Here is a 13,056-nt window from a genome sequence, read left to right as displayed (position 1 = left end):
CTCCTATAACTCCCACTCATTTTCACTGAAAATTCCTATAATATCTATCCGCTTATCGCTTTTAACAATACGATAAACAACTATATACCCCTCATAAACCAAATCCCTAACCTCTTTATCATCTGACTTTAATGATTGTCTGTGACGATACGGCGTAGGAGAAATTTTTTCGATAGAAGTTTTGAGTTTGGAGATAAATAGGTCAGCTTGGGTTATGCTATCCTCTGCAATAAAGAGGTAAATAGCAAAAAGTTCATCATTAAAACGGGGCGAATACTCAATGCGCATTTTTTAAATGCTTTACCCGATCTTCAAAAGTTTCCCAAAACTGATTGTGAGGTATAAGTGCTTCTTTGCCATCATCGATAGCGGAAATTCTATTCTTAATCTCTATTGATAATTTATCATCTTTGACACGGACTTGATCTTTTGGAAGTGAATCTAACATGGTTAAAAATTTTGATAGAAAAGTCTCGTTGACTTCGAGCATTAATGTTTGCATTTTCCATCCTTATTCGTTTTTACACATTATATCAAAAAAAGAAACAGAGGATTAAACGAGAGTGAGAAGCCGAAAAACAGCTTACTCTTGAGGGGTGTTTTCGGAAGGTGCTTTTACTGTGTCTCGAATCTCTTCGAGAAGCTCATTTTGTTTTGCAAGAATATCATTACGATCGCGAGCCATAGACATCGTCTCTAATACCAACAGCAAAAATACCGCTAAAAAGATAAAGAGGAATGTAAACATCAACGCGGGGACAATACCGAGGAAAACGAAAGATTGGAAAGTGACCCAGGCTCCGACAATAACGAAAGCCCAAGAGACGCCTCCGAGGAAGCTTAAAAGTGCATCGAATGTACTTCGCTTCATAAAGAGGGCTTAGTGGTCGTCGTGAAGAAGAACTGCACCGCCGAGGTAAACGTAGGTGAGCATCATGAAAATGAATGCTTGCAAGAAAGCCATAAATGTCAACAATGCAAACGGGATCATCGGAAGCAACCACGGAGCCAACATCAAGATGACCATCAAGAACATATCGTCCCCTTTGACGTTACCGAATAATCGGAAGCTCAAAGAGATGATACGAGAGATGTGAGAAACGATCTCGATCGGGAACATTAACCATGCCAACCACCATACAGGACCCATAAAGTGTTTCAAATAGCTGATCAAACCGTTACGACGAATACCTTCGAAGTTATAGTAAGTGAAAACTACCAAAGCAAGTGCTAGGGTAAAATCCAAAAATGCACTCGGTGCTTCAAAACCGGGAATAACTCCGATAACGTTTGCAATACCGACGAAAAGACCGATGGTCGCAACAAGTGGAAGGTAACGACGTGCTTCCGCTTTACCCATAACGTCCGCACCCATTGCGAGTACACCGCTAAGATAAGCTTCCATAACGTTTTGTGCTCCGCTTGGAACAAGACGGAGATTTGAAGTCGCCATTTTCGCAATAATCAACACGATTGCCGCTGCAAGCAGCATGTGTGTGAGGAAAATGAAGCTATGATCGTGGCTGATAAGGCCGAAGAAGGTAAACAACTCACCCATAGGTAGCGTCCTTTGCATGGAAATATTGACGGGATTTTACCCTGATAGAGATTAAATTCCTATAAACTCAGATGAAGGAGTTCTCTGCGTGCGTTTAAAATATCATCATTAATAGCTTTTTTAAGTGATTCGAGAGACTCAAACTTCTGATTTTTGCGTAAAAATTTGACAAAGCTGATCATCACCTTTTCACAATGACCGATACTCTCGCCTAATATATGGCTCTCAATGGCGTAACTTCCATCTGTTGTGACACGATGCCCCACAAAAACGACAGAGGGATGAAAATGTTCTTCCCCATCGATACGGGTGAGTGCGGCATAGACACCCTCATGGGGGAGCAGATACTCCGGACATTCAAGATTGATCGTCGGAACAAGCTCGGTTTTACCGATCCCCTGCCCTTTGATCACAGAACCTTTAATAGAGTAGTTGTGCCCTAAAAAGCGGTTGGCTCCGCTGAGATCGCCGATTTGGATTTTGGTACGGATTTTATGCGAATGTACCGAATCTCCCTCGATACACACCTGATCGATTACTTTTACTTCTCCCGAAAATAGCTCACCCAAGTTGGCGTGCGAATAGCGGCGGTTTTTCCCGAAGTGAAAATCGTACCCGACAACTATTTTACGCAGATGAGGAAAACGCTCACTCAACATAGCAACGAATTCTTCTCCTTCAAGGTGACGGATAGCTTCGAGGGAGTAATAGAGTATCGGATAGTGGCTGTAGTGCTCGCGCTCATTCCCCGGCGTTAAGTTGGCATACCCCGTCTCAATGACGACAATCGCTCCGTTTTTCCCTAACTCGTTGAACAACTGCTGATGCCCGATGTGCATCCCGTCAAATCCGCCGATGGCAATAGCATCAACCTTTGACAAAGCCATAACACGTCTCCTGATTTCCCTCTTTCCCTGCGATATGGGCAACCTCTTTCGCGACCAGTTTCCACCCGATCAACGCACACGCATCTTCGAGACGGATCATCGCTTTACCGATCGCCTTATCGTCTTTGACGACACCGTTTTTATCCCGTTTCACTTCACGCCCCACCTGAAACTGCGGTTTGAAAAGGAGAACGATGTATTTGGAAGCAAGGCGATCGATCGATTCGAGGATCAGTTCCAACGGAATAAAGGCGACGTCACACGTAACGATCTCGTAAGGGGTTTCAGCGCTAAAGACTCGAATATCGGTGTTTTCGTAGACGACTACGCGCGGATCACTGCGAAGACTCGGATGAAGCTGATCGCTTCCGACATCGACACAGGTGACACTCGCCACACTGTTTTCCAAAAGGACTTGGGTAAAGCCCCCCGTCGAGGAACCGATGTCGAGGGCACGAAGTCCGCTCAAGCTCCACTCGGTATAGGGGAGAAACCCTTTTAGCTTGATCGCGGCGCGGCTGACGTAGAGCTCCGTATCGGCGATGTCGACAGCCATCCCCTCCGCTACGTCATAAGAGACTTTATCGACTATCTTCCCATCCACACTGATTGCGTGCTCTTTAATGAGCTGCTGCGCTTTATTACGGCTCTCAACGAGGCCGTTTTCTACCAAATAACTATCAAGTCTCATTGTGTTCCATTATTTTTTAATTACGTTATGGTGGCATAACTTTGTTTAGGATACCATTGCGGATCAGTTTTCAGGGTAAGGATTAGGTATGCATTCAGTTCATGTGGTCGTCATCGGCGGAGGATATGGCGGTATTCGCGCTATTGAGCATTTAGCACATAACAGCCACATTACCATCACGTTGATCGATAAAAATCCTTACCATTATATGCAAGCAGAAGTATACGACTTCATCGCCAACAAAGTGGATATGTCACAGGTAATGATCGATCTCCCCTCACTCACTAAAAGTTTCGGTTTGGTCAAATTTATCTGTGAGGAAGTGAGCGGTATCGATACGACCACTTCTACCGTTTCAACAGCCACACAAAGTATCCCTTACGATTATCTCATTATCGCAACCGGAAGCCGCACCTATTTTCCCGATTTCATCAAAGGGCTACGCGAACACACCCACGGTGTCAAAAGTATCCCCGCCGCTTTAAATTTCAAACAGCAGTTTGAACGCTCACTTCTCAACCGCATCGAAGCGCAAACGCGCGGGTGCGATGTCGAACCCTTTAATATCGTTATCGGCGGAGCGGGACTCTCGGGGGTAGAGATTGCCGCAGAGATGGCGGCGTATGCGAACCATTTTTACCAAAACGGTAACTTCGGATGTCGCGGAGTCGATGTCTACCTCATCGATGCGTATGAGACGATTCTTTTCGGGATGGATCCATTTTTGATAGAGAGCGCCTATGAGAGGCTGAGTAAACTCGGGGTTCACGTGTGGCATAACAACCGAATCAGTGAAGTACGAAAAAATGAGATTCTTCTCGACAACGAAAAAACGCTTGATTTTGAATTTATGATTTTTACAGGGGGGATTGCCGCATCGACTCTCACTCAGTATCTCGGATTTGAGACAAACAATAAAGGGCATCTGATCGTCGATGAACATCTGAACATCCCAAACCATCCGAATATTTACGCTATCGGCGATATCACGCAAGCGCTCAATGAAGAGGGAAAATTCATCCCTCCGACCGCCCAACTTGCCGAGCGTGGCGGCGAGCATGTTGCCGCCAATATTTTACGTTCTCTCAAAGGGAAATCAAAACGTCCGTTCCAGTTTAAAAATCAAGGGGTAATGATCGCATTAGGGGGTGAATACGGAGCGGGCTTGCTCCCCGGAGGGATCAAAGTGAAAGGGTACGTCGCCTATTTAATCAAAAAGGCTATTTTTTGGATGTACACCGCTCCCTTGCGCCGTCGGAGTGGTATCGGCAAGCGACGTTAAGGAGCGAAACTCCCTCTCAGTGAGCAACGTCACACCCAGTTCCACCGCTTTATCGTACTTACTCCCCGCATCTTCACCGTACACGACGTAATCGGTCTTTTTCGACACGGACGAGGCAACTTTTGCCCCTAATCCCTCTAATATGGCTTTGATACTATCGCGCGGCACCGACATCGATCCCGTGATCACGACACTTTTCCCTTTAAACGGGTTCTCGTGAGCTTCCACTTTGATCGGGGCTACGGGATTTAAAAGGGTACGGAGTTTTTCGATTTTCTCGCTGTTAACACGGGAAAATTCGAGGATCGATTCGACCATCTCACCCCCGAACCCCTCCAATGCCAAAATTGCTTCACGGCTCGCCGTATCAAATGCCGTTCCGAACGCACCGCACAATGTTTTAGAGGCCACTTCGCCGATATGCTCGATCCCCAACGCATTGATAAAACGCCAGCAATCGCACCCCTTGACCGCCGCTATCGCGTCGATCAGGTTGCGGCTCTTTTTCTCTTTGAACCCTTCCAGTGATAAGAGCTGTTCCATCGTGAGACCGAAAAGATCACTGAGTTCGCGCACCATCCCAGCGTTATGGAGTGCTTCGACGATTTTATCCCCTAGCCCGTCGATGTTAAGGCATTGTTTAGAGGCGAAATAGATGATAGAGTTCACCACCCGCGCTTCGCATGAGAGGTTCTGGCATTTGATCAACGCCCCCTCATCGAGAAGTTCCGAATGACAGACGGGACAATGCTTCGGTCGGTGGATGATCTGCTCGCTCCCTGTCCGCTCTGAGGCAATCACCTTGACGATTTTAGGGATAACGTCACCGCTTCGGAGTATTATCACTTTATCGCCGATGCGGATATCTTTGCGCTCGATCTCATCGAAATTATGAAGCGTCGACCTCTCGACTGTAACCCCCTCGATATCGACAGGCTCGACGATGGCGACAGGGGTGACAACACCGCTACGCCCCACCTGCATGATAACCTCGCGCAGGGTTGTGAGTTTCTCAATCGCGGGAAATTTATACGCCGCCGCCCATCGAGGATTTTTCACCGTATAGCCCAGCTCATCTTGGACGGCTATCGCATCCACTTTGATCACCATCCCATCGAGGAGCATCGCGAAATTATCCCGCTCAACCCGCATCTCATGGTAAAACGTCTCGATCTGATCGGCACTCTCGCACAAGTGGGTCATGTGGGGATTTCGGAATCCCAGACCATAGACCCACTCCATCCGTTCCGAGAGGTTTTTGATTTCCAACGTGTTGGCTCCGATCCCGTAGGGCATAAAGACCAAACGGCGTGACGCGGTGATACGGGTATCAAGCTGTCGAAGACTCCCCGCCGCCGCATTACGCGGATTGGCAAACAGCGATTCGCCGTTACGGGAACGCTCCAGATTGATCTTCTCAAAATCCTCTTTGAAAATCACCACTTCGCCCCGAATCTCGATCCGCCCCGTATACTCGATACGAAGAGGGATCGACTGGATCGTTTTGGCGTTTTGGGTAACCTCTTCCCCCTCGACACCGTCTCCCCGCGTGATCGCCTGTACTAACGCACCGTTGTCATAGATGAGATTCAAACTCGCCCCGTCAAACTTCGGTTCGCAGTAAAAACGGACATCCCCGTACCCTTTCGTGATACGGTTTACCCACGTTTCCAACTCCTCGCGATTAAAGAGGTCTTCGAGACTCCACATACGGCTCAAGTGTTGTGCCTTGTCAAACTTATCCTGAGGAACATCCCCTACCCGCTGTGTCGGGGAATCGGGGATTATTTCATCGGGATGCTCATTCTCATACGCCACCACGTGGTGATAGAGAATATCATACTCCTCGTCAGTCGTGATCGGATCGTCGAGGACGTAGTAATGATACGAGTATTTTTGGAGTTGTTTTACGGCGTTTTGGTATTCGGTTTGGGTCATTTTCTATTGTCCATTTTGAATCGCTTGTTTAATAATTGAGTCTACAGAATTAGGTGTAATGCCTCGTTCTAAGCAATAAGTTGTTTGCAACCAAACAGAGAGTTGTTTTTGCCCTTTGCTAGCATTACATCCGCAACAGCATAAAGCAATATTTTCTCTCGTAATGATTTTAGCGTCATTAATAATATGTTCCCAACTTGCGGCTGTTTTTTTCGAAACTTTTGCAGGCGTAAATTCCACACCACAATAAACACACCGTTTATCTCGTTCACGCACCTCTTTTTCAAGCCATGTAGGAATGTTCCAATTATTTGCCACTAATTATCCTTTCTTTTAGAGCCGTACGATCTTCGCCCCAAATCCCCCCAAATGCTGAGGAGCATCGGTAAAGCTTTTCACACTCGGATGAACTTTCAAAAACTCTTTGACGGCATAGGAAAGTTTCCCCGTTCCGATCCCGTGATAGATAATCACCTCATCGAATCCCTGCAAAAGTGCATCGGAGAGAAATTTATCCATCCGCTCGCACGCCTCTTCCCCACGCAATCCGTGAAGATCAAGTTTGAGACCGCTTTTTTGGTCGATCTGCGAAGTAACGGTGACCTTCGGTTTTTTCGGGAGGTTGCCGCTAGGTTTGAGATCGGTGAGTTTGACCCGCAAGCGCATCCCCTCCACCTCGATCATCGCATCTTTGGCTCCGACACTCACCACACTCCCGCGCTGAGTACGGTATTTTACACTCTGCCCTACTTCGTACTTTATCGGCTCAGGCTCTGCGATCTTGATCGGTTCGGGTTTCGGCAATTTCGCCTGCGCCTTGTTCAACTGACGGTGGATCGCCGCCATGTCCATCCCTTTTGCCGCCTCTTTCGCTTCACGGATTGCTTCATCGTAACCGGTACGGAGTTTCGCTTTTTCGGCATCGAGTTCTACCCGCAGGTGTTCCCGCGCTTCTTTGAATGCGCTCTCTTGGGTTTTGAGCGATTCGAGTCTCTCATCCACCTCGCGGTTCTTTCGCTTCAGCTCACGTTCTAACTCACTCCCCCGCTCGATAAGGACGCTCAGTTTCTCATGGTTTTCACCGTAAAGAGCTTTGGCGCGGGTGATGATGGCAGGGTTGATCCCGTAGCGGGTGGCGGTTTCGAACGCGTAGCTCTTTCCGATCACCCCTTGTAAAAACTCATAGGTCGGTAGACGGCGTTCTTCATCATAAAGTGCCGCCATCAGCTCCACATCATCCCGATCTGCCATCAATGCGGCGAGACGTTTGTGGTGGGTTGTGACGATGATCTTTTGACCCCGCTTGATCAGCTCATCGAGGACGATGGCAAAAAGTGCCGCCGCCTCGTCGCTGTCGGTTCCGAGTTCGATCTCATCCACCCCGACAAGGGCGCTTTTATGCTCAAACAGATGGCTAAACTGCACCATCCGCCCTGCAAAAGTGGAGATGTCGTTACTGACACTTTGAGGATCGTCGATCACCGCTTCGATCCGTTTGAAACTCCCGATCCGCGATTTGTGAGGGTTGATCTTCATCGGGATGAGATATTTCGCCATCAGAGCCGCCGAGAGGAGCGATTTGAGGAGCATCGTTTTACCCCCCGCATTGACCCCTGTGATCATCAGGAGGTTGGAGCGGAAATCGACACTGATCGGTTTGGGTTTGTGTATGGCGGGGTGGGAGAACTCTTCGAGGACAATATCGCCGTTATTTTGAGGTTTGAGAATCGCGAAATCGCGGGAACGGGCAAAGAGTACCCGCGCTTGATAGTGGTCGTACCGCTCAAACTCACGGTCAATAAATCCGATAAAAGGGACAAGATTGGAGAGTTTCGCACTAAATCGCTTCGCATACTCATAGAGCTTGCTCTCCCGTTCCTGCAACACATAACGGAGCTGTTCTTTGGAACGGAGCACCGAATCGGGTGCAACGTAGAAAAACCCCGCACCTGTCCGTCCGACGACGGAGCCTTTGAGGACGTGGTTGAATCCGCCGCGCACCAAGAGGGTCTCTTCGTCATTAATATAGTGGATTTGGGTATCGACAAGGTACGGGGTCAGTTTTTGAGTGTGAAAGAGGCGTTTGATGGAGTCGTTGATCTCCGTTTTGATCGCTTTGATCCGCTGTGCGATTTTATGGAGTTCCTCATCGCGTGATTCGATAAAGTTCCCCTCATGATCGAAATACTCATCGATCTCGTTAAACGGCTCGGGGATGATGATTGTCCCCATCCATTCGCCGATGATCCCCGCGAACTCGTGGTTGCGCATCAGTCTAAAATAGCGGACGACTTTGAGAAGTTCGTGGATCTCTTCGAACCGCAAAACCCCTTGTTTTTTCAAGTGGTTGATGATGCTCTCAAAAGCTACACTCTTCGGCGGGGCTTTGAACTCCAACGCATCGAGGGCTTGGATATAGCGGTAGTGGCGTTCTTGATCTCCCTGCATTGCGATGTTTTGTTCACGGGAGAAAAAATGCTCCAGCGAAGCGATATGAGGAAGAAGATCGAGCTTACCGAAAAGCTCGGCGAGATTAGAAGAGAGAGAACTCATTGACACTCACGGGCATTGATAATCTGCTGATAATGTTTCGTCCCACGGTTCCCGACAAAGCTTTGTGTCCCGACACTATAATCAAACGTAGTAGACTTGACCTCAATACCTCGGCACACCAACGTCTCCCCTTGTTGGTACTTCAATTCGATGGCACGTACCTTGCTGCGGTCACGATCACTTTGGATGTTGTACGCTACGGCTGCGGTAATAACCAAGGTAACGACAAAAGAAATAATCCCTTTTTGCTTTCCGCTAAGCTCCGTGAAATAGTGCAACAGCGCAAATACGAGAGCGACGATTCCAAACCAAACGATATACCCCATAGTATTACTTCGTTCCTCTTAGCTGATAGGTCAAATCCCCTGCCCCGAATCCGACGATGAGATCGTGATCGTAGGTTTGAACGACGGCATCACCGATAATCGATTCGATGGTATCACCCGCGCGGTGAAGTTTGTCGCTCATAGTGAGATTATAACGGTCAAAACGCCCTACAAAATCGATCTCACGAGGCTCTTCGCTAGCCGCCCATACAGGGAGGATAACGAGTTCGGCACACCCTTCGAAACACTCGACAAACGCATCGAGATTATCGATAGTTCGGGAGTATTTGTGCGGTTGCCAGATCGCGATGATACGCTTGAATCCTTTGAGTTCCGCATAGATTTTAAGTGATTCCATCGTCGCTTTGATCTCGGTCGGATGGTGGGCGTAATCGTCGATGATGACACGGTCTGAGCCTTTGAAAATCACATCGAACCGCTTTTTGATCCCTTTGAAATGGAGAATATTGGCACGGATTGCCGCAATGCTCATCGTCTGAGCCGCTGCCAAAATCGCCAAACTCGCATCCATCGCAATGTGTTCGCCGAATCCCCATACCTCGAATTCACCCATATTTTTAAGGGTAAAACGGGTGTAAGGTTCATCATCGAGGAGGGTATAGCGGATGTTAGAGATATCCTGACTCGGATAGAGACGGATTGCCTCACACTCCAGTGTGCTCATAAACGGATCTTCCGCATTGATCACACGGATCGGTGCCATCTCGACGAAATGGCGATAGGCATTGTGAAATTCATCGATGTTGTAGTGATAATACTCCATATGCTCCGGCTCGGCATTGGTGACGATCGAGCAGTACGGGTTGGAGTTGAGAAAACTCCCGTCCGATTCATCCGCTTCAAAAAGCATCACGTCGGTACTGCCGTCATATCGGACGTTGGAGCCGAAATCTTTGGACTCCGCACCGATGATCGCACTTCCGCTCATGATTGAGGCCAAAATTGCCGTTGTCGTACTTTTACCGTGTGCACCGCATACCGCGTAGACTTTTTTCTCTTTGAGGATACGCAGCAGTGCATCACGACGGTGGAGTACTTCGATCCCTCTGTTCTTGGCTTCTACCACTTCGACATTGGTATCACGGATAATCGCCGAGTGAATCACCAAATCACACTCCTCAGGAATGTTTGCCGCATCGTGTCCGATGAAAACTTTGATCCCGCGATCGAGAAGACGCTGAGTAATGTGGGTCGCTTTCATATCCGAACCGCTCACCTCATGGCCGCTGAAACGCATATATTTGGCGAGTCCTGAAATGCCGATTCCGCCGATCCCGATAAAGTGGATTTTCATTGTGAAATTTCCTTTTTAAAAGTGCTGATATAAAATTTCCCGCCGTTCTGCGTCGCTACCATATCGACATACTCATCGATGAAATCGTCAAACGGAATTTTCGCGTCACATCCTGCCCGGTGAACGCTCATCGCGATGCTGAATTGCTCATCGTTGCTGATCCCGCCGAGCACTTCAAACAGTGCGCTCGCATCAGTAGCACTTCCCGCACTGTAATGCTCTATTGCGTATTCGTACAAAGCTCTCAAAGTTGCAAAATCCTGCACTTCATTCATATCGAGTTTGTCAAGATTCTCCAACGCATTCGTCAAACGCTCCAATGCCAAATCGAGGATATTGGCATAATAAGCCATCAACGTATCTTCATCGAAGCTCTCATGGGCTTGGGATTCAAGAACGTACAACGAGGCAATATCCCCCTCGCTTTGCGCTTGGAAAATTTTATCTTTTAATTCTTGCATGACAATGCCTCCTTTAGGCGATTAAGTGCTTGGATGGTGCGGAGCGTCTCTTCGACGAGGGCGATACGGATATAGCCGATGCCGGGATTTTCGCCGTGCGAATCGTCGCGTGCTAAAAACTCTCCCGGCAATACTTTGACGTTGTAATCTCGATATAAACGCTGTGTAAATTCGAGTGCGTTGTCTACTTTTAACCAAACATAAAAGGTCGCATCGGAGGTTGTAATCCCTAAAATCTCCTGCGCCGCTTTGAAATTTTCCGCATACACCGCACGGGCGCGATCCACATGAAACTCATCATCCCACGCCATCGCAGAAGCCGCTTGCAATGGAAGCGGAGAAGCGCATCCGACATAGGTGCGATACTGCGCGTACCCTTTTAAAATCTCAGCGTCACCTGCGATAAATCCGCTACGGAGTCCCGGGGCGGAAGAGCGTTTGGAGATCGAGTTGATGACCAGAACGTTTTTAAACGACGTATTCCCCACATAAATCGATGCTTCGAGAAGGGAGGGAACTTTTTCGGCCGTATAAATCTCACTGTAGCATTCGTCGTTGATAAGGCAAAAATCGTGTTTGAGGGCAAGTTTAACCCATTCTCCTAACTCTTCGAGGCTAAGTACCGATGCCGTCGGGTTGTTCGGGAAATTCAAGATTACCAAATCACATTCGGAGAGTTCCGCTTCGTTGATGATCGGTTTGAAGTTGTTTTGCTCGGTGAGGTTGAGATGGATCACTTTAGCACGAGAAGCGATTGCCGCACCCTCGTAAATCTGATAAAACGGGTTGGTATACGCCATTACAGCCTCTTTTTTATCGAACAGATAATATTGAGGAAAATTAAAGAGCACTTCCCGCGTCCCGAATGAACTCACCAACTCATCGGCTTTCAGTTTGACCCCGAAACGGCGTTCAACAAACCCTCTCATAGAGTCATTGAGATACGCTTCTCCCGCCGTTTTCGGATAACGGCGAAGCTCTTCAGAGTGCTTACAAATCGATTTTTGGATAAAAGCGGGAGTCTCGAACTGCGGTTCCCCGATGGTCAGAGCGATGGGCGAATAGGCGCTATTTGGGGTAATTCCCTCTAAAAGTTGAGTCAGTTTTTCAAATGGGTACGGTTCAAAATGCAAAGGATCGTCTTTGTAATGGAATGTGTTGTTATATTATAGCGTCCTGATGCTGTAATTTAATACTTCACGACCTCTTTTTTATCTTTAGGCATCCGATCTTCCGTACCGTTCACCATCCCCTCGAACGCTTTGATATCGTGTTTACTTACCACCATATAACGTCCTAATGCCATTGCATTGTCCCCCGATGAGGCGTGTTGTCGATCGATCGTAAACGCTGCCGCGTATCCCGATTTTTTCGCATCGACGAGGAGCGCATCATCGTAAATACCGAATACCCAAGCGAGATATTTAATCTCATGTCCCATACGCTCTTCGAGTTTTTTCTTCGATCCATTCAGCTGTTTATCGACCGATTTTGCGTACTCCTCCGCAGAGAGCATTTTCTTCTCTTTTTTGAAATTCGGGTGCCAATAGGTATGAGATTCAACACGGAAGAGTTTCGTCGTCTCTAATTCACGGAGCTGTTCCCATGTCATGGCGTACTTGGCGTTAGAAATCGCACTCGGGTAGATAAAGAGAGTGACGGGGATTTTGTATTTTTTGACCAACGGTGCCATATCGCTGTAAACGCTTTTATGTCCGTCATCGACGGTAATTACCACCGATTTGGCAGGGATCGATTTGATTTTACCCTGCATATACTGAGCCGCCGTATCAAGAGGAATAACGGTATAACCGTTTGTTTTAAGCCAAGCGAGCTGTTCGGCAAACGCAGAGTTTTTGATCGTCATAGAATCGGCCACTTCGACACCGAAACGGTGGTAACACAAGATAGGAACTTTTTTTTCGATGAGTGCACCCCACAACGAACCGATCAAAACCATAACAAGAAAAACGACTCGAGACATATTTTCAAATCCTCACAAATAAAAATCGGCGGATTATAGCGCATATAACTACCTTAACTAT

General features: G+C 47.7%; 15 protein-coding genes. 1 reads left to right on the top strand and 14 read right to left on the bottom strand.

From position 1 onward, the window contains the following. Positions 1-3: 3 nt before the first annotated feature. From Q8O20_RS11485 to Q8O20_RS11460, 6 genes are all read right to left on the bottom strand, one after another. The gene (locus tag Q8O20_RS11485; protein WP_305531285.1) at positions 4-288 is read right to left on the bottom strand and encodes a type II toxin-antitoxin system RelE/ParE family toxin; all 285 of its coding nucleotides are present in this window, start codon (positions 286-288) and stop codon (positions 4-6) included. Then, entirely contained in the window at positions 278-502 is a 225-nt protein-coding gene (locus tag Q8O20_RS11480; RefSeq protein ID WP_305531284.1) for a hypothetical protein, read from the bottom strand. Before Q8O20_RS11480 ends, Q8O20_RS11485 begins: the two co-directional genes overlap by 11 nt. An 81-nt stretch (positions 503-583) precedes the next feature. Further along, on the bottom strand, positions 584-871 hold the full coding sequence (locus Q8O20_RS11475) for a hypothetical protein (RefSeq protein WP_305531283.1): 288 nt from the start codon (positions 869-871) through the stop codon (positions 584-586). 9 nt (positions 872-880) lie between these two features. Further along, the gene (locus Q8O20_RS11470) at positions 881-1,558 is read right to left on the bottom strand and encodes a F0F1 ATP synthase subunit A (RefSeq protein ID WP_305531282.1); all 678 of its coding nucleotides are present in this window, start codon (positions 1,556-1,558) and stop codon (positions 881-883) included. Between the two features lie 59 nt (positions 1,559-1,617). Continuing rightward, entirely contained in the window at positions 1,618-2,445 is an 828-nt protein-coding gene (locus tag Q8O20_RS11465; protein WP_305531281.1) for a bifunctional riboflavin kinase/FAD synthetase, read from the bottom strand. Next, positions 2,426-3,136, bottom strand: a complete 711-nt coding sequence (locus Q8O20_RS11460; RefSeq protein WP_305531279.1) for a TlyA family RNA methyltransferase — start codon at positions 3,134-3,136, stop codon at positions 2,426-2,428. The genes Q8O20_RS11465 and Q8O20_RS11460 overlap by 20 nt, the downstream gene beginning before the upstream one ends. A gap of 88 nt (positions 3,137-3,224) precedes the next feature. On the opposite strand from Q8O20_RS11460, the gene Q8O20_RS11455 reads away from it, so the two are divergent. Continuing rightward, positions 3,225-4,418: an NAD(P)/FAD-dependent oxidoreductase gene (locus Q8O20_RS11455; protein ID WP_305531278.1), complete on the top strand. Its 1,194-nt coding sequence runs from the start codon at positions 3,225-3,227 to the stop codon at positions 4,416-4,418. Here Q8O20_RS11455 and ligA read toward each other — a convergent pair. From ligA to Q8O20_RS11415, 8 genes are read right to left on the bottom strand one after another with little or no spacing between them, the layout of a single operon-like run. Further along, the gene (gene ligA / locus Q8O20_RS11450) at positions 4,344-6,356 is read right to left on the bottom strand and encodes an NAD-dependent DNA ligase LigA (protein WP_305531277.1); all 2,013 of its coding nucleotides are present in this window, start codon (positions 6,354-6,356) and stop codon (positions 4,344-4,346) included. The genes Q8O20_RS11455 and ligA overlap by 75 nt on opposite strands. A gap of 3 nt (positions 6,357-6,359) precedes the next feature. Beyond that, positions 6,360-6,674, bottom strand: coding sequence for an HNH endonuclease (locus Q8O20_RS11445; RefSeq protein ID WP_305531275.1), 315 nt, complete (start codon positions 6,672-6,674; stop codon positions 6,360-6,362). 15 nt (positions 6,675-6,689) lie between these two features. Further along, the gene (locus Q8O20_RS11440; RefSeq protein WP_305531274.1) at positions 6,690-8,909 is read right to left on the bottom strand and encodes an endonuclease MutS2; all 2,220 of its coding nucleotides are present in this window, start codon (positions 8,907-8,909) and stop codon (positions 6,690-6,692) included. Then, positions 8,906-9,235, bottom strand: coding sequence for a hypothetical protein (locus Q8O20_RS11435; RefSeq protein WP_305531272.1), 330 nt, complete (start codon positions 9,233-9,235; stop codon positions 8,906-8,908). Before Q8O20_RS11435 ends, Q8O20_RS11440 begins: the two co-directional genes overlap by 4 nt. Before the next feature lie 4 nt (positions 9,236-9,239). Next, entirely contained in the window at positions 9,240-10,550 is a 1,311-nt protein-coding gene (gene murC / locus Q8O20_RS11430; protein WP_305531271.1) for a UDP-N-acetylmuramate--L-alanine ligase, read from the bottom strand. After that, a complete protein-coding gene (locus tag Q8O20_RS11425; protein WP_305531269.1) occupies positions 10,547-11,011 on the bottom strand; it encodes a hypothetical protein in 465 nt (154 codons plus the stop codon). The genes murC and Q8O20_RS11425 overlap by 4 nt, the downstream gene beginning before the upstream one ends. Beyond that, on the bottom strand, positions 10,999-12,144 hold the full coding sequence (locus Q8O20_RS11420) for a succinyldiaminopimelate transaminase (RefSeq protein WP_305531268.1): 1,146 nt from the start codon (positions 12,142-12,144) through the stop codon (positions 10,999-11,001). The genes Q8O20_RS11425 and Q8O20_RS11420 overlap by 13 nt, the downstream gene beginning before the upstream one ends. Before the next feature lie 56 nt (positions 12,145-12,200). Then, positions 12,201-12,995, bottom strand: a complete 795-nt coding sequence (locus Q8O20_RS11415; RefSeq protein WP_305531267.1) for a polysaccharide deacetylase family protein — start codon at positions 12,993-12,995, stop codon at positions 12,201-12,203. Between the last annotated feature and the right edge of the window lie 61 nt (positions 12,996-13,056).

The sequence above is a fragment of the Sulfuricurvum sp. genome (genome assembly GCF_030691015.1).
GTDB lineage: Bacteria > Campylobacterota > Campylobacteria > Campylobacterales > Sulfurimonadaceae > Sulfuricurvum.
The sequence above is the reverse complement of the archived record's forward strand: the minus strand, read 5'-3'. Positions and strand labels throughout refer to the sequence as shown.

What these genes read in the sequence shown, in the direction of transcription:
- Q8O20_RS11485 (WP_305531285.1), bottom strand. Translation starts at nt 288, where the DNA reads ATGCGCATTGAGTATTCGCCCCGTTTTAATGATGAACTTTTTGCTATT.
- Q8O20_RS11480 (WP_305531284.1), bottom strand. Translation starts at nt 502, where the DNA reads ATGCAAACATTAATGCTCGAAGTCAACGAGACTTTTCTATCAAAATTT.
- Q8O20_RS11470 (WP_305531282.1), bottom strand. Translation starts at nt 1,558, where the DNA reads ATGGGTGAGTTGTTTACCTTCTTCGGCCTTATCAGCCACGATCATAGC.
- Q8O20_RS11460 (WP_305531279.1), bottom strand. Translation starts at nt 3,136, where the DNA reads ATGAGACTTGATAGTTATTTGGTAGAAAACGGCCTCGTTGAGAGCCGT.
- Q8O20_RS11435 (WP_305531272.1), bottom strand. Translation starts at nt 9,235, where the DNA reads ATGGGGTATATCGTTTGGTTTGGAATCGTCGCTCTCGTATTTGCGCTG.
- Q8O20_RS11440 (WP_305531274.1), bottom strand. Translation starts at nt 8,909, where the DNA reads ATGAGTTCTCTCTCTTCTAATCTCGCCGAGCTTTTCGGTAAGCTCGAT.
- Q8O20_RS11475 (WP_305531283.1), bottom strand. Translation starts at nt 871, where the DNA reads ATGAAGCGAAGTACATTCGATGCACTTTTAAGCTTCCTCGGAGGCGTC.
- Q8O20_RS11455 (WP_305531278.1), top strand. Translation starts at nt 3,225, where the DNA reads ATGCATTCAGTTCATGTGGTCGTCATCGGCGGAGGATATGGCGGTATT.
- Q8O20_RS11425 (WP_305531269.1), bottom strand. Translation starts at nt 11,011, where the DNA reads ATGCAAGAATTAAAAGATAAAATTTTCCAAGCGCAAAGCGAGGGGGAT.
- Q8O20_RS11415 (WP_305531267.1), bottom strand. Translation starts at nt 12,995, where the DNA reads ATGTCTCGAGTCGTTTTTCTTGTTATGGTTTTGATCGGTTCGTTGTGG.
- ligA (WP_305531277.1), bottom strand. Translation starts at nt 6,356, where the DNA reads ATGACCCAAACCGAATACCAAAACGCCGTAAAACAACTCCAAAAATAC.
- murC (WP_305531271.1), bottom strand. Translation starts at nt 10,550, where the DNA reads ATGAAAATCCACTTTATCGGGATCGGCGGAATCGGCATTTCAGGACTC.
- Q8O20_RS11465 (WP_305531281.1), bottom strand. Translation starts at nt 2,445, where the DNA reads ATGGCTTTGTCAAAGGTTGATGCTATTGCCATCGGCGGATTTGACGGG.